Below are 21,006 nucleotides of genomic sequence, written 5' to 3'. Positions count from 1 at the left end.
ACAGCGATGACGAGAATGGCGAAGAAAAGACACCGGCCCCGACGACGCACGAACAGCCGTCGCTCGCACAGCATCTCGCTCGTGCTGGCGGCCGTGTGCGCCGTCCTCGGGCTCGGGGCCATCGGCGTCGGGACCGTCGCGTGGTCGATGGACCGCCCGACCCCGCAGCAGCTGCTGCCCGGCGAGACGACGCTCGTCGGCGCGACCCCGTGGTTCGACGCCGGCTCGACCGTCTTCGCGGCGGCCCTGCGCGACGGGACCGTGCCCGCCCCGGAGGCGCTCGGCTGCACCCGCTTCACTCGGGAGGGGTCGGCGCCGCTGCGCTCGCCGGCGGACCCCCGGCAGCTGGGCACCCGGGTCGTCGACCAGGTCTCGCTCGAGCCGGTCGCCGTCGTCGGCCCGACGGCGTCGACGGACCGCGTGATGTGCGACGGGCCCGTCATGCAGGACGCGGTCGTCTGGGTGCTCCCGACGAACGCCGGGCCCTCGCGGTACCCGCTGTCGATCGTCGTGGCCGGGGTGGCCCTCCTCGGGCTCGCGGCCCTGTTCGACCCCAGGGCCAGGGGCCTGCGGCGCGGGCTCGGCTGACCCGGCCCGCGGACGGTCCGCGGGCCCTGCCGGACCCGGGACCCCACGCAGTGCATGCGGCCACGCTAACCGCGCCGACGCCCGCGGGTGTGGGGCTGCGGTCCCAAAAGTGGGGCCCAGAGTCCTGGGCCCCACCGCACCCGTTCCGTGCGCCCCACGAGCCCCAGGACACCCCCGGCACCCCACGCCCGCAGGGCCGCTCAGCCGACCTCGAGCACCGACCCGCGGCGGACCTGCCAGGCCTCCATCGACCCCGCCGCCGCCTCGACCGTCACCGACGCGCGCAGCCGCGGCCACGTCATGCCGGTCCAGGGCCGCAGGGTGGCGACCTTCAGCACCCGACCGCGGCGGTCGAGCACGGCGACGTCGATGGGGTAGCGCATCCCCACCATGTGCACGGTCGGGCACTTCGTGATCCACAGCGCGCCGTCGACCGCGCTCGTCCCGAGCAGTCCGCGGTTCCGGCTCGCCCGGGTGTCGGCGACCGCGAGGGCCGCCACGTCCCGCCCGTCGACGAGCAGGCGGGCCGGTCCGGGGCCGAAGCGGGGGCGGTCCGGCGCCGTCATCGGCCGGCCCCCACGAGCGCCCCGACCCCAGGGGCCGCGAGGACGAGGACGGTCCCGAGCGCCATGTGCGGCCCGAACGCCAGGCTGGAGCGACGTCCCGCCCCCCGGGCGAGGACCATCCACAGCGCCTGCACCCCGGCGAGGACGAACGCGAGGACCGTGGCGACGACGACGTGGGTCCAGGACAGCGGCCCGAGGAGCAGACCGAGGAGGACGGCGAGCTTGGCGTCGCCGAGCCCCATGCCGTCGCCCGCGCCGATGCTCGCCCCGACGACGACGTTGAGGAGGTAGAAGCCGCCGAGGGCCAGGGCCCCGAGGACGCCCGCCACGAGCGGGTCGAGCGTGCCGCGGATCAGCGCGACGACGACGAGGCCCAGGAGTCCGGTGAGCACCCCCGGCCCGACCCAGCGGTCCGGGAGGCGTCGGGTGTCGAGGTCGATGGCCGAGACGGCGACGAGGAAGGGGACGGCGGCGGCGAGCAGGACGCCGAGGGCGGCGTCCGTGGGGACCCGGGCGGCGAGGACGAGCGCGAGCGCGACGGGGAGGACGAGGAGGACCCACCGGGTGTCGCGATGCGGCAGGTGGGCCTCGTCGGGGTACCGGTACCCACGGCGGTCGAGGACGCGGCGCAGCACCGGTGCCAGGGCCGCGCCGAGGGCCAGCCCGAGGCCAGCGAGGACGGGGGGCGTCACGGCGGTCTCAGGGGACGCGCTCGAGGACGGAGCGGAAGCCGGGCGACTCCTGGGTCAGCCGGTCCTCGCTGCACGTGTAGGACACGTCGCCGGTGCCGGGCTGGAGCTCCTGGGTCTCGGGCTCCCCGTCCCCGGCGGACACCGTGAGCGTGCCGTCGACCGACACGAGCTCGAAGGACATCGTGCTGCCGGCGGTCGAGGCCCGGTAGACGACCGTGCCCTCGAACACCGCCTCGCCGGCCCCGGCGTCGGTCGTCACGGTGGCGGGGGTGCCGTCGTACGTGACGGTCTCGGTGCCGTCCTCGGCGAACTCCAGCGTGCGGGTGACTCCCGAGATCGTCACCCGGCCCTGCTCGGTGTCGGCGCTCTCGGTCTGCTCGACGGTGCGCCAGGTGCCGACGACGCACGGGTCGATCGAACCGTCCGTCCCGCTCCCTCCCCCGGCGTCACCGCCGGAGCCGCCGCCGGGATCGCCGCCGGGGTCGCCGTCGGGCACGGGCGCCGGCGCGGCCGTGCCGGAGCCGCCGATCGCGATGCCGGTGACGAGACCCCCGACGAACGAGAGCGCCACGACGAGCACGGCGGCGAGGGTCAACGCGACGACGACCCACGTCCTGGGCCCCTGGCGCACGACGTGCTGCGGCTGCTCCATCGGTCCTCCCCTGGCCTGCGCGGTCGGGGCAACCCTGCCACGACCTGCCCGGCGGCACACGCCCGCACGCCGGTTCGTCGTCGCGCGGGTCGGGTGCTGGGGCGCGGACCGTGGTCCCTGGGATCAGGTGCGCCGGAGGACGGGGACGGACCGCCACGCCGGCCGGGGGCGCCGACCGGTCCGCTCGGTGCGCGCGAGGAGCGGGCGCGGGTCGGCGTCGGAGCGCAGCCGGGCCCACCGGCCGGTCCCGGACCGCAGGGTGCGGCGCGCCCGCTCGGCGTCGTCGAACAGCGTCGTCGTGCGGGTCGGGTCGCCGTCGCCGGGACCGAAGACGACCGCGTCGACGCCCGCGGCGACCTGCGCCGACGGGACGACGCCGTCGGGCAGGGCCACGCCCCGGGCCGCCTCCCCGTCCGGGGTGCGGGGACGCCCGGCGAGCGCGACCGCGGCGTCGAGGTGGTCGGCCTGCTCGCGGCGCGTCACCCCGCGGGGGACGTCGACCCCGACGGCCCGGGCCTCGGCGACGAGGTCGCGCCAGACCCAGGCCGCCCGCGCGGGGACGGGACCCGTGCTCGCGTGCCGGCGCCGACGCCGGGCCTTGAGCCACCGGACGACGGCGACGTACGCGGCCGCGAGCAGCAGCAGGAGGACGACGCCGGCGAGGAGCTGGAGCCACAGCGCCCACTGCGTGGGGTCGAGCGGGTTGCGCTCCCGTCGTTCGACGTCGGTGGCGTTCTGCGCCTGGTCGGGGCCCTGGAGCACCGACGGCGGGCTGACCCCGGCGGGCGGCGGCACCTGGGCGCCCACCTGCTGCTCCTCGGTCCGCAGCTGCTGCTCGCTCGGGGCCTTGTCCCGGCTCGGGACGAAGGTCTCCCAGCCGACCGGGAACCACGACCCGTCGTCCTGCTGGACCTCGACCCACGCGTGGACGTCCTTGCCGCGGACGACGCCGTCGGCCTGTGGCTCGGCGCCCATGACGACCCGGGTCGGGATGCCGAGCCGTTGCCCGACGAGGGCGAGGGTCGCTGCGTACTGCTCGTCGTTGCCCGCCAGCTTCGTCGAGCCGACGAAGCGGGTGAGCCGGGAGACGGCGTGCCCGGGGAGGTAGACGCTCTCGACCGACCCGGCGGTGCCGCCGTCGGTGTAGGTCCCCTCGGTGCGCATCGCGGCGGCGACCGCGCGCAGGCGGCCCCAGGCGCCGCCCTCCGCCCGGGCCGTCCAGGCGTCGATGCGGGCGTCGAGGAAGTCGGTGTCGACGTCGAGCGAGGCCCCGCCCGCGACGGCGAGGTCCTCGGGCAGCTCCTCGGCGGGCGCCGGCGGGAGCATCGCGCTCATCCGGTACGTCTCCCCGCCGAGCAGGCCGGCCGGCACGACGGCGGTGTCGGTCGCGGTGTTGAGCCACAGGGCGTCGGCGAGGTCGTCGGCGCGCGGTCCGTCGAACTCGATGCGCGTGGGCTCCCCGACCGTGGGCAGCCACGTCCCGGAGTAGCCGCCGTCGGGCACCGAGACCTGCACCTCGACCGGGGTCCCCGGCCCGGACTCGGCGATCCGGGACCCCACCTGCTGGAACGGGACGCCGTCGGCGCTGCGGTCGGCGGCGCCCCACACGAGGCCGTCGTAGCGGTCGAGGGTCGCGAAGCGCACCATGGCACCCTCGGGCAGCCCGGCGACGCGCAGCACCTCCTCCTCGTAGAGGTCGGCCTCGTTCGGCTCGGTGTACTGCCGGTAGCCCGGCAGGGGGCTCGCGAACTGCGAGACCTCGAGCGGTGGCACGAGGCGGGTGCGGACGACGTCGCGGGCCGCCGGGTCCCCGGCACCCGGGAGCACCGGCGTCGCGAGCCCACCGGCGAGGAGCGCCCCGCCGGCGAGCGCCGCCCCGGTGAGCAGGCGAGCACGTCGCCCCGCACCGTTCTGCAGCGGGGCGCGCAGACGGTGCGAGCGGACGACGAGCCACCCGACGAGCACCGCCGCGAACCCGACGCCCTGCACGAGCAGGGCGGCCGGACGGGTCGTCCCGAACGCGATGGACGCCGCGAGCAGGGCGACCGGCGTCACGGCGGTGAGCGGGACGGAGGTCCACCGTCGGGCGAGGCCGAGGGTGAGGGCCCCGCCGAGCAGCCCGGCGAGCCACGGCAGGGCGAGCACCGGACCGCGGGCGTCGACCGGGGGCAGGAGGGTGAGCCAGCGCTTCCACCCCTCGACGCCCCACACGGCGAGGTCGGCGACCGTCTGCGGGGTCGGGAGGACCCCGGCGACGAGGGAGTCGCGGACGGCGAGCGGGCCGCCGAGGAGGAAGTAGACGCCGGCGAGGACGAGGAAGCCGGTGAGGGCGGCCCAGCGCAGGGTCGCCGCGACGTGCCCGACGAGCAGGCCGAGGACGAGGCCGGCCCACGCGGCGACCACCCACTCGGCGCCGAGGAAGCCGGTGCGCATCCCGACGAGGGCGATGCTCACGAGCGCCGCCGCGAACCCGATGTCGACGAGGCCGTCCCGGTCCGGGACGAGCCGCGCGAGGACCGACGGGGCGTCCGGGTCGCGTCGGGTCCGCCGTCGCGCGGGGCCGCCGCGCAGGGCGTCGGCGAGGCCCGGGGCGTCCGTCGCGCGGTTCGAGGTGGGGTCGGCGGCGCTCATGCGAGGGCCCCCGCGAACAGGACGCGCCGCAGGTCGAGGAGCTCGCGGACGTGGAGGACGACGATCGGGCCGAGCCGGCGCACGCCGACGGGCACCTCGGCGTCGACGACGAGGGCGACCTTGACGACCTCGGGCTCGAACTGGTCCAGGGTCCGCTGCACCTGGATGAAGGGCCGGTCCACGCCGGTGACGAGGACGGCGACGCTCGCGTCGGGAGCGAGACCGGCCGCCGTCCCGACCGCCGTGTGGAGGTCGTGGGCGCCGACCTCCGCCCGGGCGAGGGCGTCGAGGGTGAGCGGGACCGTGGTCCGGGACGCCGACTCGCCGTGGCAGACGACGGTCGTGTCCTGCTCGTCGAGGATCGAGCGCACGGCGAGCGAGGCCGCGCACTCGATGCCGAGCTCGACGCCGTCGAGGCCCTCGGCGTAGACGCCGGGGTCGGTGTCGACGGTGACGGACAGGTGCGAGCGCCGGGTGTCGAGGAACTGCCGGACGAGCAGCCGGCCGTGCTTGGCGGAGGACCGCCAGTGGATGTAGCGACGGTCGTCCCCCGGCTGGTACTCCCGCAGCGCGTGGAAGGCGAGGTCGGACATCGACAGGTCGGGCGTGACCTCGCCCTCGAGGTCGCGCAGCAGCCCGGCCCCGAGGCTCTCGAGCGCGGTGGTGCGCGGGTGGACGACGAGCTCGGTGCGCTCGGTCCACTCCACGACCCGGCGCACGACCCCGAGCGGGTCGCCGTGGACCGTCGTCGCCGGGCCGACCGCGACGACGCCGCGCCGGTGGGTGGGGACGACGAAGAGCTCCTCGTGGGTGCGCCCCGCCGCGAGCGCCGGGAGGGTGAACCGCGCTGCGGTCCGTCCGACCGGCAGCTCGACGAGCAGCGGCAGGAGCGGGGTGCGGGCCACGTTCGTCACGGCGATCCGGCCGGTCGCGGGGTCGCCGACCGTCACCCGGGCGGGGTCGACGTCGGCGACGATCTCGACCCGGGCCCGGCCGACCGCGAGCAGTACGCACGCGGCGACGAGGACGACGCAGGTGACCGCGACGGCCGCCAGCTCGGTCCATGCGTAGGTCGCGGTGAGCCACCAGGCGAGGACACCGACGCCGAGCACCGTCCAGCCGAGCGCGGAGACCCACCGCAGCACCTCGACGACGGGGTGCCAGACCGGACGGGTGCGCCCGGCGATCGGGCGGATCCGCTCGCTGGTGAGGACGAGGATGCGGGCGCCGGTGTCGGTGAGGGCGCTCGGCACCTGGACCCGGGGCAGGGTGATCGTGCGGGTGTCGCCGACCGGTGCGGTCCGGCCGCGCGGGACGGTGCCGCGTCGCTCGTCACCCCGTCGGGTCTCGAGCGGGACGGGGCGCCGGAGGGCGGGCAGGCGCGGCAGCCGTACCCGCACGCCCCGCCCGCGCCGGGACCGCGACCCCCGTCCCGACCCGTCGGCCCGTGCACGTCGGCCGCCTGCCCCGCTGCCGTCACCCCCCGTCGCAGACCTGTCGTCCGCTGCCGCAGGCCCCGCCGTCCGCTCCGCTGCGCGTCCGGGCGCAGGCGTGAGGTCCGAGCGACGCACGGTCGACTCGGCGTCCTCGGGGGGGCCGGGGTGCGGGGTCATGCCGGGACGCGCTCCGTGGGCGGAGCGACCTCGGCGAGGATCTGGTCGACGACCTGCGCCTCGGTGATGCCCGCGAACTGGGCTTCGGCGGTGACGAGGAGCCGGTGGCCGAGGATCGGCTGGGCGAGGAGCTTGACGTCGTCGGGGACGACGTGGTCGCGGCCCTGGCTGATGGCCCACGTCTTGGCGCACCGGACGTAGGCGAGGCAGCCGCGGACCGACAGCCCGAGCCGGATGCTCACGTGCCGCCGGGTCTCCTCGGCGATCCGCGACACGTAGTCGAGGATCGCGTCGTCGACGTGCACCTCGTCGGCGAGGTCGGCCATGTCCTTGACGACGTCGCTCGTGACGACCGGCTCGAGCGCCCGGGTCCGGTCGCGGACCTTGGCCTCGCGCAGCACCCGCACCGTCGCGTCGTGGTCGGGGTAGCCGAGCGTCGTCTTCATGAGGAACCGGTCGAGCTGGGCCTCGGGCAGCCGGTAGGTGCCGGCCTGCTCGATGGGGTTCTGGGTCGCGATGACCATGAACGGCTCACCGACGGAGTGCCGGGTCCGGTCGACCGTCACGTGCCCCTCCTCCATGACCTCGAGCAGGGCGGACTGGGTCTTCGGCGAGGCCCGGTTGATCTCGTCGGCGAGGACGATCGTCGCGAAGACCGGGCCCTCGTGGAACTCGAACCGCTTGCTGTTCGGGTCGTAGATCGTCACGCCGGTGACGTCCGAGGGGAGCAGGTCCGGGGTGAACTGGATGCGCGAGTTGCTGCCCTTGACGGTGCCCGCCATCGCCCGGGCCAGCTGCGTCTTGCCCGTGCCGGGGAAGTCCTCGAGCAGCAGGTGCCCCTCGGAGAGCATGCACGTGAGCGCGAGCCGGACGACGTGCTCCTTGCCGAGCACGGCCTTGTCGACGTTGGCGACCATCGCGCCGAACGTGGAGGAGAACCAGGCGGCCTGGTCGCTCGTGACGGTCATCGGTGGTGGGTTCCTCTCGGGGGTGGTGGTCGGCGGGGCACGGTCGTCCTACGGGAACCAGCGCTGCATGCCGGAGTCGTAGGTCCGGCCGCCACCGGCGAGCACGATGCGGGCGCGGTCGCTGAGGTTGGGGTCGAGGGCGCAGTAGCCGGACGCCCGTCGCCCGCCCTCGACGCGAGCCTGGCCCGTGTAGAAGGGGTCGGACCGGCCGCCGCGGTAGCAGCGCATCGTGTACGTGCCGTTCGGGACGCCGGGGGCGTTCCACAGGATGTCCCGGCAGTTGCCGCAGTCGTTCGTCGGGCCGTTCGGCCGCAGGTTCGTGATCGGGTCCGACGGGGGAGGCGGCGGCGGGTTCGGCACCGTGACCGAGCGGTAGGCCGTCCAGCCGGACCAGCCCGCCGCCGAGTGCGACCGCACCCGCAGCCGGTACGTGCCGGGACCGCGGTCGATCGACTGGCTCGTCTTGTTGCCGCCGTAGGTCCCCGACACCGCGCCCTGAAGCTGCACCTGGTCGATGGTCCGGCCGTTCGTCGGCAGGTTCCACGACCAGGTGACCCGGTCCCCGCTGCGGGAGCCGTTGAAGCCGGTCGGCGTCAGCGTGTTGCCGTACGGCGTCGCGCTGTCCGAGCGCTGGTTGCTCTCCTGGCCGCCGGAGTTGACGGTCCACACGGTGATCGTCCGGTTGTTCGTCGGGCTGGTGTCGAACGGCCCGACGTCGAAGCGCACCGTCGACCCGGGCGCGCACCCGCAGGAGTACGTGCCCGACTGGCCGCCGCCCCGCCAGCGGATCGCGGTGAACCCCCCGGCGCGGGGCTGGCCGACCCCGACGACGAGCTGGATGCGGCGGTTGCTGTCGGGGGTCCTGGCCGTCACCGACGGGTTCGACGGCTGGCCCACCGAGGTGAACGACGAGCTGTTCCGGCGCGGCCCCTCGATGTCCGCGCCGTTCGTCAGGGTCGCGGCGTACCGGTAGGTCCGGCCGTCGTAGGGGATGACGACGCGGGCCTGCCGCACGTCCGGCGCGGTGTCGCGCACCCGCGTCCAGCCACCGCCGTCCACCGACTGGTAGAGGGTGTACCCGCTCGTCGGCGGCCCGTTCGGCGAGCCCTGCTGCCACGACACCGTGAGCGTCGCCGAGTCCCGCGCCGGCCCGGGACCGCTCGCGGCGATGTCCGGGGCGGGCAGCGCCGGTGGCGTGCCGGCCGACTGCATCGTCACGGCCGGCCCGAACGGTCCGGCGCCCAGCTCGTTCCACGCCTGGACCTGGACCTCCTGCTCGGCCATGTTGTCGAGGCCGCCGACGGTCCGGCGCCGGGTGGAGGCGGGGACGTCCTCGGTGACGGTGTCCCCGTCCGAGGAGATGAGCCGCACGACGTACTTCGAGATGGCGCTGCCCTCGTTGACCGGCTCGTCCCAGCCGATCGTCAGGGTGCCGTCGCCGCGGTCGACCATCCGGACGCCGGTGACCCGCTCCGGCAGCTTGTCCGGTCGGACGGCGGGGGTCGGCGCCGACTCCTCGCCCTCGCCGACGCCGTTGACGGCGGCGACGGTGAAGCGGTAGTCCTCGCCGTTCGTCAGGCCCTGGACGGTGCAGGGCGAGGCCGAGCAGCGTCGCGTGCCGGTTCCGCCCCCGGTCCAGCGGACCGTGTACGCGGTGACCGCCGACCCGCCGTCGTACTCCGGAGGCAGCCACGAGACCCGGGCCTGGCCGCCGGCGTCGCGGTCGGCGACCGCACCGACCTGCTGCGGCACGGAGGGGCGACCGAGGAGCGTCACGGCGATCCGCCCCGGCACCGCCTGGCGGTCCGGACCGTCGACGACGGTGATGCCGACTCGGGCCTCGAGCGAGGGCCGCTCGCCCGCGGTGAGGGTGACCTCGCACCCGGAGGCGCTCGCGGTGATCCCCTCGCCGGACTCGACCGCGGCGCCGGTGACGGTGCACGACGGGTCGGGCAGCGGCGAGTCGAGGTAGGGGCGGACGTCGACCGTGACGGTGTCGCCCTCGGTGAGCCCGGTGACCGAGATCGGCCGGACGCTCGCGGGCGGCAGCGGCGACTCGTCCTCGTCCTCGGACCCGCCGTCGTCCTCCGCCTTCTCGTCCCCGCGCCCGACGACCCGGACCGCGATGGCCGACGCCTCGTCCATCCCCGGGGACGACACGGCGAGCGCGCCCGTCGAGGACCGGGCGCCCGCGTCGGCGGACAGGGTGAGCAGCCGGCCGCCGGGACCGTCGACGGACAGGTTGGCGTCCGGCTCCTCGGTCCAGCTCGTCTCGAACTCGACGTCGTCGAGCGTCATCCCGACGGGGACCCAGGCGTGGCAGAACGTCGGGATGTCCACCCGCCGGGGCAGGCCGCCCGCGGTGAGGGTGACGGCCCCGTCGGGACAACGCAGGAGCGGGACCTTCGGGCCGATCTGCATGGGGATCGACACGTAGGCCGTCCCGACGTCGGTCTGGTCGAGCTCGGTCTGGTCGGTGACCTCGAGCATGACCGCCGCCGGGCCGACGTACCCGTTGCTCGAGGTGAGCTCGAGGGTCTGGTTGTCGGTGAGGGTCACCTCGAGGTTCTCGGCCGGCGAGGCCGACACGGTGTCGGCGGCCGTCACCGAGACGGGGCGGTCGCGCGGCGAGCGGACGTGGTCGTTGAGGGCGACGGTCTCGCTGGAGTCCTGGTCCATCTCGACGAGCGTCCCCGGGACGACGAAGGGCTGTCCGTCCGCCCCGGTCGGCACGTGGACGAGGGCCATCGCCCGCAGGCCGTCCTCGTCCTCGATGACGTACGGCACGGAGTACGGACGGTCCAGGACCTGCACGCGCACCTGACCCGTCGCGGGGTCGAGGGCGGCGTCCGGCGAGAGCACGTCGACGACCCGCAGCGTCGCGGGGTCGGAGTCGACGTCGGTGTCGTTGGCGAGGACGTCGACGAGCGCCGAGGTCTCGCCGGCCTCGAACGCGGCGACGTCGTCGTTCGCGACCGGCGGGTTCTCGTAGCCGGGCACCGGGCGGACGAGGATGCTCGCGCGGGAGGGGTCGAAGAGGCCGTTGCCGATCCCGTAGACCATCTGGTGCAACCGCGTCGTGTCGTCGGGGACCTCGGTCGTCACGACGTGGTCCTCGTCGACGTCCCACTGCTCCATCGTCTCGGCCGAGTTGAGGGTGTCGGTCTCGACCTCGACGACGTCGCCGCGGGCGATGAGGTCGTTGGCGAGCGGGCGCACCGTCACCGTCTTGCCCGGCGCGGCGAAGACCTCGTCGGGCACGGCGACCGGGGGCTGCGGGTCGCCGGGCTGGACGACGCCGACCCGGACGTAGGCCCGGCTCGTCGCGCCGAACCGGTCGCGCACCTCGTACGTGATGACCTCGGTGCCCGCCGCGAGCGGGAAGGCCTCGTAGCGGATCGTCGTCGGGCCGATGCCGACGACCCGTCCGTGGGTGAGGTCGACGGGCCCGCCCTCGGCGCCGACCACCCCGGTGACGGTCACCGAGTCGCCGTCGGCGTCGACCCCGAAGGTCGGCACGGTCATCGTCAGCGGGTCGCCCGCCGTGACGGTGGCGGTGAAGCTGCGGGCGACGGGGGCCTGGTTGACCCGCTGGGCGCTTGGCAGGGGCGTCACCTGGACCCGGACCCGGGCCGACTGCGCGCGCTCCTTGAACCCCTCGGCGTACGCGGCGTACTCGATCGTCACGAACCGGTCGGTGACGAGGCCGGTGTGCTCGGGGACGTAGCGGATGACGTTGCCGCTGGCGAAGGCCCGCTGCTCGTCGTCCTCGCTGACGACCCGCACGCTGCCCGGGTCGAGGCGCAGCGGGATGCCGTCGGCCATCGTGTCGTTGTCGAGGACGGGCACCGAGACCGTGTCGCCCTCGCGGACGACGGCCTCGTCGTCCTCGACGATCGGGACGGCGTCCTCGAGGGCGGCCTGCTGCAGGACCGACACCTCACCGGTGACCCGCTGCGAGCCGTCGCTCACGGTGTAGCGGACCGTGCCCCGGCGGTCCGCGCCGGTCGGGGTGGGCTCGCGGGCCTCGAGGCGGACCCAGCGTCCCTGGTAGATCGAGGGCTGGATCCACTCCGAGCCGCCGTCGGACTCGACGGACGCCGTGACGAGGACGTCACCGCGCGGCGAGTAGTCGTTCGCGAGGACGTCGACCATCGCCGGAGCTTGGTCGTTGAGCGTCGCGCTGTCGGGCACCGAGACCGGTGGGGCCCCCTCGGGCGGCTCCACGATGTCGACCCGGATCCGGCCGGGGGCGGCGCCGGCGCCGGTCACCGCCGAGTAGCCGAGCTCGTAGGTGCCGGGGGCGCTGCCGGTCACGGTCACGGTGCCGGTGGCGAGGTCGGTGTCGACCTGGAGCGGCCCGACCGGCCGGACCTCCGAGCGCAGGGCCAGCGAGGCGTCGGGCTCCGCGGGGTCGGCGCCGGCGATGTCGTTGCCGAGCGGGTCGACCTGGAGCGGCTTGCCGACGACCCCGCGGACCGCGTCCGGCTGCGTCGTCGGCGGGACGAAGTCGTCCTCGCCGCCGGCCTCGAGCACGCGGGCGCGCACGGTGCCCTCGGTGGAGCCGCCCCGCCCGTCGGTGACGACGTAGGCGACCGGCTGGAGCCCGGTCTCGGTGGGGGCGGTGAGGGTGACCCGGCCCGCACCGTCGACGACGCTTCCCTCGCGGTCGGCGCGCGCGGCGAGGATGTCGTTCTCCGGGTCGCGCCAGTCCGCGAGGACCGGCACGGACAGCCGCTTGCCGGCGATGACGGGGTAGTCGGCGGCGGTGAGCTCTGCGCCGGGCCGCAGCCGGGGCGGGCCGTTGACCTCGTCCGGGACGATGCGGACCGCGACCCGGGCGTCCTGCTCCGAGACGGTCGCGCCGTTGTTCACCTTGTACCGGAACTCGAACGACTGCCCCTCGGTGCCCTCGGGCACCGACACGTCGACCGCCTGGCCGTCGGCCGAGACGGTGGCGGTGACCCCCTCCATCGTCGGGGCCGACACGTCGCGCTGGTCGATCGAGAGGACCGACCCGGCGACATCGGTGTCGTTGTCCAGGACGTGCAGCTTGCTCGTGCGGCCCGGCCGCACGGTCGTCTCGTCCGGCTCGGCGGTCGGCGGTTGCTCGAGGACGGCCTCGTCGAGGAGGTTCTCGTCCTCCTTCTCGTTGTCGTCGTCCTGCTGCGTCGGCGGGGTGAGGGCGTCCCAGTCGTCGATCTTCACCGGCTGGTCGGTGAGGTCCCAGACGCCGCCGTTGTCGAGGTCGTTGAGGACGACGAGGCCGCGGTTGACCCGGAAGGCCACGCCGTCGCGCGTCGGCTCGGACCCCTCCGCGGGGAGGGTGGCCGTCGGCTGCGGCTCGACGCGTCCGCAGTTCGCGCCGTAGAAGACCTGCCCCTGCTCGGCCCACGCCGCGTGGAGGCACCCGTCGAGCACGACCGGGCGGCTCACGAGGGTCGCTCCCGGCACGCGGTCGACCTGCTCGCCGACGACGACGCCCCCGACCCGGTCCCCGTCGCCCAGCGGGACGGGCACGGCCCGGCCCACGGTCTGCAGGACGACCGCCTCGGCGTCCGGGCCCGGCTGCTGGAGCGCCGCGAGCGTGTCCCCGTCGCCGGCGAGCGCCTGCGCCGGGAACCCGTCGGGCCGGTCCTCGGTGAAGAGGGTGTCCGTCGCGGCGTCGTAGGCGACCCACGTCGAGCCGACGACGGTGATGTCCGGGACGGCGGTTCGCAGCGCGGTCTCGACGACGGTGGGGGCGCCGAAGCCGGCCGTCGTCGGGGTCAGCGTCGTCACCGTGCCGTCCTCGCCCGACACCGCGCGCACGGCACCGTCGAGCCCGACCGTCACCGCGCCGGCGCCGCCGATCTCGGCGACCGGCTCGGCGCCGACGGCCAGGCCGCCGAAGGAGTCCGTCCCGGTCCGGGGGTCGACACGCTGGGCGAAGAGCTCGCCGCTCTCGCGCGCGAGCATCGCGACGGTGCCGCCCCGCAGGTCGACGTTGCGGGGGGCGAACACGGTGTCGTCGCCGGCGCCCGGCTCGACGGTCGCCACGGCGTCGGCGGCGGTCGAGGTGCGGACGTCGATGGGGAAGAGGGAGCCGGTGCCCGTCGAGAGGCCGAGGACGCTCGCCCCGTCCTGGAGGACGTCGAGCCCGCTGCCGGTCGGGACGTCCGTCGCGACACCGGTGTCGAGCTGGCCGACGGGGACGTTGGCCTTGGCGAACTTCGCCTGCACCCCGGAGCTGACCCAGACACCCGCGTCGTCGAGCTCGGTCTCGTGGACGGTCGTGCCCTGGCTCGCGACGGCGGCGTAGCCGAGACCGGAGGCGACGAGGACGACGGTGACGAGGCTCGCGACCCGGCGACGCGCACCGGACGCGGCCCTGCCACCGCGCCGAGCCGGGTCCGGTCGCACGTCAGGTCTCCTCGGAAGTGGTGCGGGTCAGGGGTGTCGGCCCGCCGAACCTCCCCGGGCGGGCCTGCCGGATCAGGGTAACCGCGGGACACCGGGCTGCGGGCCGCAACGGGAGGGGAGCACTCCCCGCCCACCGCAGAGCGGCGGAGGCCCCGCCCGGCGGACGACGGACCTTCTGCCGGTGGGTCGAGGTGTCAGCGCACGGGAACCCGCGCCGCAGCACCTCGAGCCCCATCGGCAGCCGTCGGGTCGAGGTATCACCGCACGGATCCTCGCGCGGGGACACCTCGATCGAGGCACCGGCGTCCGGCGTCAGTCGTCGGGGAGGAGGGCGAGGTCGGCCTCGGTGACCATCCGGGTCGACAGGGCGTGCTCGACGAGCCGCTGCTTGCGGTTGGACGCGAGCTTGCCCGGTCCGCCGTGCAGACCGCGGGTGCCGGCGTCGGCGAGCTTCTGGCACACGTTGTCGAGCTTGCGGTTGAACTTCGTCGTCGTCCAGCCCAACCGGCCGGCGGCGTCGGCGGACGACGGGATCTGGCCGCCACCGGCGTACGTCGTGCGCAGGAACGACTCGCAGAGTGCCACGACGAGCAGCTTCTGGTCCGGGGTCATCGACACCCGGCCGACCGTCGTCTCGGCGACGGAGTCCTCGGGCTCGGGGTCCGCCGCCGTCTCGACCGACACGAAGGGGGTGTCCTCCACGAGGACGTCGAAGTCGTAGGTCGTCGGGCCGGCGGTGAACCAGACCGTGAACGCCTCGAGCGCCAACGGGATCCGCGCCCCCGGGGAGAGCCAGGCCTGGAAGAGCCCCTTGCGGTCGGCGACCGTCGCGGTGAGCGTGGACCCGACGTTCGTCAGCCACCACAGCCCGTGCTCGTGGTGCACCTGGAGGAAGACCCGGTGCAGGTAGGGGTTGTCGTCGATCTCGACGTCGGCGACGCGGCCGATCGTCAGCGGCCGGTCCTCCGGCGCGACGAACGGCTCGCCACAGAACTCGACGGTCACTCCCATGCGTCCCCCCGGGGGTCCTGGCCCGCGGGCGCGGGCACGGCGTTCGACGACGACGTCACGGCGCGACCTCGCAGCGGACCGACGACGGCGGCGAGGTGATGCCGCTGTCCCGGGACACCGCGACCTGGGCGCACACCGTCTCCCCGGGGTCGACGGCCGCCGTGTAGCGGCGCTCGTCGGTCACCGTGACGACGGGGGCCTCCTCGACGGAGGCCTCGTCCCCGGCGACCCGCAGCTGGAAGAAGTCGCCGTCGGCGGCCCCGACGTAGTTCCACGAGAAGGTCACCGCCCCCTCGCTCGTCCTGGCGTCGATGGCCGGCTGCTCCGGGTAGTCGACGGCCCGGCTCGGCGGCGCCGTCCGGGTCACCGTGGGGTTCGCCACCGGGGCCTCGGGGGTGTCGTCGTCCCCACCGAGCGCCCACACGAGGACCCCGGCGGTCACGGCGACGAGCCCCGCGACGACGGCGAGGACGACTCCTCCGCCGATGGTCGCCGGCGCGTCCTCGTCGTCGCGGCGCGCGTCCGTCGGCCCCGCATCCCGGGTCTCGGCCTCCGGCCTCGGGGTCACCGCGACGGCTCGCACGCTCGTGCGGTCGTGGTCCTCGCTCCCTCCCGCCCCGGGCAGCGCCGACACCGCGGCGTTGCCGCCCTCGTCGAGGACGACGACCGAGGTGCGGGCGAAGCGCTGCTCCTGCTCGACGGCCTGGAGGGCGCGGGCCAGGTCCAGCGCGGTCTGCGGACGGGCGTCGGGGTTCTTCGCCATCGCGTGCGCGAGCAGCCGCTCGAGGCTCACCGGGACGTCGGCACGACCGGTCGCGGGCACCGGCGTCGCCCGGATCCGCGGCATGAGGGCGTACGCCGAGTTGTCCCCGCCCGGCTGCTCGAACGGCGAGCGGCCGACGAGGACGTGCCACAGCGTCGCGGCGAGGGAGTACACGTCGCTGCGGGCGTCCCCGTTGCTCTGCCCGTACAGCACCTCCGGGGCCGACCACGGGACGGAGACACCGACGTCCTCGTCGACGTCCTCGGCGTGCCCGCCCCGTCCGGCGATCCCGAAGTCGGTGAGGCCTGGCTGGCCGTACTGGCTCATGAGGACGTTCGCGGGCTTGATGTCGCGGTGGACGATGCCCGCCCGGTGCGCCGTCTCGACCGCCGAGGCGAGCTGGATGCCGGTGCGCAGCACCTCCTCGACGGAGATCCGCTCCGCCCGGGCCCGCTGCGCGAGGTTCGGCGGCGGGTAGTACTTCATGACGAGGTAGGCGCCGCCGTCGGCCGTCTGGTCCGAGCGGAAGACCTGGACGATGAAGGGGTGGTCGGCGAGCTGCGCCATCGTGTTCGCCTCGTCGACGAACTGTCGCCGGATCGCCGTCGTGAGGCCCTGGCGCTTGAGCACCTTGACCGCGACGTTCATCCGCGGCGACTGCTGCTCGTAGAGGTAGACGTCGGCGTAGCCGCCGGAGCCGAGCGGCCGGACGAACTCCGCCCCGGGGATCTCGGGGGCGCCGGTGCTCACCCGTCGACCTCGAAGGTCAGCGAGACCTCGTCGGCGAGGGTGACGACGGTGCCGGGCTCGATCCCGTGGTCCTCGGTGGGACGCAGCCGCACCGGGTCCTCGCCGGGCAGCGCGACGGTCGTGCCGTTCGTCGAGCCGAGGTCGCGCACGAGGACGTGCCACCCCTCGATGACGACCTCGGCGTGGTTGCGGCTGATGTCGCGGTCGACGCCACCGACGCGCACGAGGTGCGGCCGCTGCGCCGGGGGCAGCTCCTCGTTGACCCGCGGCGCCCGCCCGAGCAGGACACCGCGGTCCAGCGGGACGACCCCACCGGTGCTGATCCGCAGGACGCCGAGCGGCGGCCGGGGGACGGGGACGGGTTGCTGCGGGGGGATCTCGCGCCCGCACGTGCGGCACCGGCCGGCGTGCGGCGGCGAGTGGTGCCCCGCGGGGCACAGGACGGCGAGGACGACCGGACGGTCGAGGTCCTCGTCACTGCGGGGCAGGTCGGCGCGGGCGGTCGTCACCTCGGGGGCAGACGCCTCCCCGCTGGGCTCCGGCTCGGGGGCGGCCTCGGGGGTCGGGTCCGGTCGGGGGGTCCGGGTCGGGTCGGGCCCGGGCCGGGCCGACGCGTCCGGGTCCTCGAGCACGGGCAGGGCGGCCGTCCGCACCGGCTCCGGCGTGGAGGTCGGCGGCGGCGGCACGGCGGCCCGGTCCTCGGCGTCGTCCCCGGACCGGCGCCAAGGGACCGAGTCGATGATGGAGCGCTCCGGGGGCGGGGTGGCCGGGACCCGCTCGACGGGTGGGGCGCCGGCCGAGTCCTCGGGCGGCGGGAGGGTGAGGTCGGGCTGCGGCGCGGCCTCGGCGTCGTCCGCGGCCTCGGCGACCGGCGCCTCCGCGTCAGCGGGCTCGACGGCGACGGGCTCGACGGAGCCCTCGTCCGGCTGCACGTCGAGCCCCTCTTCGGGCACCAGCTCCTCGGGCTCCGGCTCCGCGGTGACGGCTTCCGCCTCAGTGGGCTCCTGCTCGACCGGCTCGGGCCGGGACCCGCTCGGCTCCGGCGGCTCGTCGTCCACGCCATCGGTCACCGCCGCCGCGCCCGTCGCCGCAGCAACGGCGGCGGACTCGCCACCGCGCAGACGGGCCGGACGGCGCCAGCCCCGCGGCACCTCGGGCTCGGGGGCGGCGACGGTGAGCACACCGCCGGGCTCGAGGTCCACGTCGCGCCACGGGGTCCGGTCCTGCGAGGTCACGGCGTCGCCGCCGTCGACGAGGACCCGGCAGCCGCCGCGGACGACCGCGCGGGCCCGGCCCTCGGACGTCTCGACGACGGCGAAGGCCGGCATGACGACGAGGCCGCGGGAGCACAGGAGGTCCAGGAGGGCGACGAGGCCGTCCTGGGCCGCGGCCGTCAGGGCCTCGCGATGACGGTCGGGGACCTCGACGACCGCCGTGAGCCCGGGGGCGGTGACCTCCACGAAACCGGGGTGCGCCGCGCTGCGGACCGTCGTCACCGAGTCCCCTCCCGTCCGTCGTCGTCCACGTGTCGCGGTTCCCGGACCACCGGGCCCGTCCGTGCCCAGGGTACTGGCGCGTCCGACACGCGAGGGCCGGTGTGCCCATCCCCGCCGCTCCTCGGGGAGGGGTCGTGGGACCATCGGGCGTCCCGCGGTCCCCACGGAGGTGTCCATGAACGTGTCGCTCGGCATCCGGCCCCCGGACGACGTGCTCGCCGCCGCCGTCGCCGTGCGGGACGGCGTGCCCCGGGGCGCCGACGAGCTGGCCGCGACACCGGTGGACGAGCTCGTCATGCCGATGGTGCGACTGGGCAACCTCACGACGCCGAGCGCGAACGGCCTCTGCGAGTACCTGCGCGAGCGTCTCGTCGGCACCGGGACCCCCGAGGTCCGGCTCGCCGGGGCGTGGGCGCTCGAGAACGACGACCCGACGGTGGGCCTGCGGCTCGACGGGGACGTCGACGGGACCTTCGCGGTGAGCCGGGCCCTGCCGCCCGTCGTCGCCGAGCTCGGGTTCTTCGTCGACCGCCGGTCCTTCCGGCCCGTCCTGCCCCTCGGGCTCGTCACGGACCGCACCGGCCTGCCCTACCTCGAGCGGCTCGTCGCCGCCCTCGACGCCCACGAGGGGCGGCCGTGGGTGCTCGACGCCGTCGACGTCCTCGTGCGGACCTGGCGGGACGACGGCTCGGGGGGCTACGAGGTGCTCGACTCCGTCCCGACGGCCTGAGCCGCGACGCCCGCCCGCGAGGTCAGGGTCGCAGCCCGGACCGCGGCTCGGTGTCCTCGTCCACCTCGCCGTCAGCGGAGACCGCCACGACGACGACCGACACGTTGTCGCGCCCCCCGGCCCGCACGGCCGCCGCGACGAGCTCGTCGGCCGCCTCCTGGGGGTCGGCGTGACGCCGGGCCAGCAGCATGACGTCGCGGTCGTCGAGCTCGCCCGACAGGCCGTCGCTGCACACGACGAACCGCTCCCCCGGCGTCGGGGCGAGGACCCAGACGTCGGGGTCGGGAGCCGGGTCGGTGCCGAGCGACCTCGTGATGACGTTGCGCAGCGGGTGCGACGCCGCGTCCGCCGGGTCGAGCAGGCCGGCGTCGACGAGCTCTCGCACCTCGGAGTGGTCACGGGTGATCTGCTGCATCCGGTTCCCGGCGAGCCGGTAGACCCGCGAGTCCCCGACGTTGAAGACGACCCAGTGCTCGCTGCCGCCGGTCTCCACGAGGGTCACCCCGGTGGCCGTCGTCCCCATCCCGCGGAGGGCGGGATCGGCCCGCACGGCGTCCTGGATCGACCGGTTGGCCGCGTGGAGGGCCGCCGTGACGTCCTCGGGTCGCGTCGCCGGGGCGTCCTCGAGCCGCTGCAGCGCCTCGACCACCAGCCGTGAGGCGACCTCACCGCCGGCGTGACCGCCCATGCCGTCCGCCACCGCGAACACCCGCGCGCCCGCGAGGAGGGAGTCCTCGTTGTGGTCGCGCACCCGCCCCACGTCGGTGGCGGCGCCGGACTGCACGAGGAGGGAGCTCCCGCGGAGCACCCGGCCCGAGCGGGTCATCCGTCCGTCTCCACGACGAGCGTCTCGAGCACCGACTGGAGGACGTCGTAGTCCGCGTCCAGCCCCGCGCCGCGCACCCGTCCGATCGCGACGAGGTGACGGCTCGCGACGTCGTCGCCGCCGAGGCTCGTGACGAGGACGACCTCGACGACATCGGTGCCGGCATCGACCCAGGACACGTTGCGGGCGTGCCAGTCCCGACCGCCGAGCTCGACGACGAACGGCTCCTCGACCTGGCCGTCCTCCCGCCCTGCTCCGGAGGCGGCGCGCCCCGCGAGGGTCCCCGCCAGGTCGTCCGAGCCCAGGGCGGCGGGTCCGACGTGGTGCCGGACGGCGACGGCCACCGGGTCGCTCGCGCTACCCGGGGCCTCGGCGCGCAGCAGGCCGTCCTCGGCCGGGAGGGCGCTCCACGTGTCGTCGGCGTCCAGCCGGACCCGCGGCGGCGGCGGCGAGCTCGGTCCGGGATGGGCGAGGACGGGCACGACGGGGTTCCCCCTGGAGCGACGACGGTGGTCCCCGGAGCCTAGACCCGCCGAGCCGCCCGCCACGATGGGGAGCGCTCCCCGGGGGTCGTCCCGGAGCGGCACGGAGTCCGTCGGGGGCGTCGTCCGGTCGGGTGCGATGTGCGCGAAACCCTCGTCCGCCGCAGTCGGGCTCTGCCACACTCGCTCGTCAGAGTGCCCGGCGCGCATCCGCCGTGTGCCAGGACCGATCGGAGACAGGCATGGCCGACACGGCACCCACCCTCAGCGGTGACTGGGACCTCGACCCCACCCACACGCGGATCGGGTTCTCCGCCCGGCACGCGATGATCACGACGGTGCGCGGGTCCTTCAACGACATCAGCGGACACCTGCACGCCGACCTCGACACGATGGAGAAGTCGACGGTCGAGATCGTGCTCAAGGCGGCCAGCGTCGACACCCGCACCCCGCAGCGCGACGAGCACCTGCGCAGCCCGGACTTCTTCGACGTCGAGAAGTACCCGGACATCACCTTCCACAGCACCCGCGTGGAGGAGATCGAGGACGACGCCTACCTCGTCACCGGCGACCTCACGATCAAGGACGTCACCCAGACGCTGTCCATCCCGATCGCCTTGGCGGGCGTCGAGAAGGACGCGTTCGGCGTGCTGCGCGCCGGCTTCGAGGGCACCCGCAAGGTGAACCGGCGCGACTTCGGTCTCGAGTGGAACATGCCGCTGGACTCCGGCGGGGTCCTCGTCTCGGAGCGCATCACCCTCGAGTTCGAGATCTCCGCGGTCAAGCGCGAGGGCTGACCCGGCGATCCGGCACCCCCCGGCACCCGCCGGGCGTCC

The 21,006-nt window shown here is 75.4% G+C and carries 15 protein-coding genes; 3 read left to right on the top strand and 12 right to left on the bottom strand.

Translation table 11 applies throughout. The features are described 5' to 3' along the window. Positions 1-15 precede the first annotated feature (15 nt). Entirely contained in the window at positions 16-588 is a 573-nt protein-coding gene (locus KC207_RS04925; protein WP_211601785.1) for a hypothetical protein, read from the top strand. A gap of 200 nt (positions 589-788) precedes the next feature. On the opposite strand, the gene KC207_RS04920 is transcribed toward KC207_RS04925, so the two are convergent. The 10 genes from KC207_RS04920 to KC207_RS04875 form a co-directional block, all read right to left on the bottom strand. After that, a complete protein-coding gene (locus KC207_RS04920) occupies positions 789-1,154 on the bottom strand; it encodes a DUF192 domain-containing protein (protein WP_211601784.1) in 366 nt (121 codons plus the stop codon). Next, positions 1,151-1,846 carry a prepilin peptidase gene (locus KC207_RS04915; protein ID WP_211601783.1) on the bottom strand — a complete coding sequence of 232 codons (696 nt, stop codon included), beginning with the start codon at positions 1,844-1,846 and terminating at the stop codon, positions 1,151-1,153. Before KC207_RS04915 ends, KC207_RS04920 begins: the two co-directional genes overlap by 4 nt. Positions 1,847-1,853: 7 nt before the next feature. Further along, entirely contained in the window at positions 1,854-2,498 is a 645-nt protein-coding gene (locus KC207_RS04910; protein ID WP_211601782.1) for a hypothetical protein, read from the bottom strand. Positions 2,499-2,621: 123 nt separating this feature from the next. Continuing rightward, positions 2,622-5,129, bottom strand: a complete 2,508-nt coding sequence (locus KC207_RS04905; RefSeq protein ID WP_211601781.1) for a transglutaminase-like domain-containing protein — start codon at positions 5,127-5,129, stop codon at positions 2,622-2,624. Next, the gene (locus tag KC207_RS04900; RefSeq protein WP_249138565.1) at positions 5,126-6,529 is read right to left on the bottom strand and encodes a DUF58 domain-containing protein; all 1,404 of its coding nucleotides are present in this window, start codon (positions 6,527-6,529) and stop codon (positions 5,126-5,128) included. Before KC207_RS04900 ends, KC207_RS04905 begins: the two co-directional genes overlap by 4 nt. Positions 6,530-6,738: 209 nt before the next feature. Then, on the bottom strand, positions 6,739-7,710 hold the full coding sequence (locus tag KC207_RS04895; RefSeq protein ID WP_211601779.1) for an AAA family ATPase: 972 nt from the start codon (positions 7,708-7,710) through the stop codon (positions 6,739-6,741). Between the two features lie 48 nt (positions 7,711-7,758). Next, positions 7,759-14,112: an Ig-like domain-containing protein gene (locus KC207_RS04890; RefSeq protein WP_211601778.1), complete on the bottom strand. Its 6,354-nt coding sequence runs from the start codon at positions 14,110-14,112 to the stop codon at positions 7,759-7,761. A 312-nt stretch (positions 14,113-14,424) separates the two neighbouring features. Further along, on the bottom strand, positions 14,425-15,123 hold the full coding sequence (locus KC207_RS04885; RefSeq protein ID WP_211601777.1) for an FHA domain-containing protein: 699 nt from the start codon (positions 15,121-15,123) through the stop codon (positions 14,425-14,427). Positions 15,124-15,178: 55 nt separating this feature from the next. After that, on the bottom strand, positions 15,179-16,636 hold the full coding sequence (locus tag KC207_RS04880; protein WP_211601776.1) for a serine/threonine-protein kinase: 1,458 nt from the start codon (positions 16,634-16,636) through the stop codon (positions 15,179-15,181). Next, positions 16,633-18,132: an FHA domain-containing protein gene (locus KC207_RS04875; protein WP_211601775.1), complete on the bottom strand. Its 1,500-nt coding sequence runs from the start codon at positions 18,130-18,132 to the stop codon at positions 16,633-16,635. Before KC207_RS04875 ends, KC207_RS04880 begins: the two co-directional genes overlap by 4 nt. 175 nt (positions 18,133-18,307) lie before the next feature. Between KC207_RS04875 and KC207_RS04870 the strand changes: the two genes are divergently transcribed. Further along, positions 18,308-18,862, top strand: coding sequence for a 2'-5' RNA ligase family protein (locus tag KC207_RS04870; RefSeq protein WP_211601774.1), 555 nt, complete (start codon positions 18,308-18,310; stop codon positions 18,860-18,862). Positions 18,863-18,884: 22 nt separating this feature from the next. On the opposite strand, the gene KC207_RS04865 is transcribed toward KC207_RS04870, so the two are convergent. Beyond that, positions 18,885-19,688: a PP2C family protein-serine/threonine phosphatase gene (locus tag KC207_RS04865; protein WP_211601773.1), complete on the bottom strand. Its 804-nt coding sequence runs from the start codon at positions 19,686-19,688 to the stop codon at positions 18,885-18,887. Further along, the gene (locus KC207_RS04860) at positions 19,685-20,170 is read right to left on the bottom strand and encodes a hypothetical protein (RefSeq protein WP_211601772.1); all 486 of its coding nucleotides are present in this window, start codon (positions 20,168-20,170) and stop codon (positions 19,685-19,687) included. Before KC207_RS04860 ends, KC207_RS04865 begins: the two co-directional genes overlap by 4 nt. Positions 20,171-20,412: 242 nt before the next feature. Here KC207_RS04860 and KC207_RS04855 point away from each other — a divergent pair, with 242 nt between their 5' ends. Further along, a complete protein-coding gene (locus KC207_RS04855) occupies positions 20,413-20,967 on the top strand; it encodes a YceI family protein (RefSeq protein ID WP_211601771.1) in 555 nt (184 codons plus the stop codon). Positions 20,968-21,006 lie beyond the last annotated feature (39 nt).

It is taken from the genome of Phycicoccus avicenniae (assembly GCF_018139485.1).
GTDB classification, from domain to species: Bacteria; Actinomycetota; Actinomycetes; order Actinomycetales; family Dermatophilaceae; genus Phycicoccus; species Phycicoccus avicenniae.
This window is presented reverse-complemented; position numbering and strand designations above follow the sequence as displayed.

What these genes read in the sequence shown, in the direction of transcription:
- KC207_RS04865 (WP_211601773.1), bottom strand. Translation starts at nt 19,688, where the DNA reads ATGACCCGCTCGGGCCGGGTGCTCCGCGGGAGCTCCCTCCTCGTGCAG.
- KC207_RS04885 (WP_211601777.1), bottom strand. Translation starts at nt 15,123, where the DNA reads ATGGGAGTGACCGTCGAGTTCTGTGGCGAGCCGTTCGTCGCGCCGGAG.
- KC207_RS04925 (WP_211601785.1), top strand. Translation starts at nt 16, where the DNA reads ATGGCGAAGAAAAGACACCGGCCCCGACGACGCACGAACAGCCGTCGC.
- KC207_RS04855 (WP_211601771.1), top strand. Translation starts at nt 20,413, where the DNA reads ATGGCCGACACGGCACCCACCCTCAGCGGTGACTGGGACCTCGACCCC.
- KC207_RS04910 (WP_211601782.1), bottom strand. Translation starts at nt 2,498, where the DNA reads ATGGAGCAGCCGCAGCACGTCGTGCGCCAGGGGCCCAGGACGTGGGTC.
- KC207_RS04895 (WP_211601779.1), bottom strand. Translation starts at nt 7,710, where the DNA reads ATGACCGTCACGAGCGACCAGGCCGCCTGGTTCTCCTCCACGTTCGGC.
- KC207_RS04870 (WP_211601774.1), top strand. Translation starts at nt 18,308, where the DNA reads ATGAACGTGTCGCTCGGCATCCGGCCCCCGGACGACGTGCTCGCCGCC.
- KC207_RS04905 (WP_211601781.1), bottom strand. Translation starts at nt 5,129, where the DNA reads ATGAGCGCCGCCGACCCCACCTCGAACCGCGCGACGGACGCCCCGGGC.
- KC207_RS04920 (WP_211601784.1), bottom strand. Translation starts at nt 1,154, where the DNA reads ATGACGGCGCCGGACCGCCCCCGCTTCGGCCCCGGACCGGCCCGCCTG.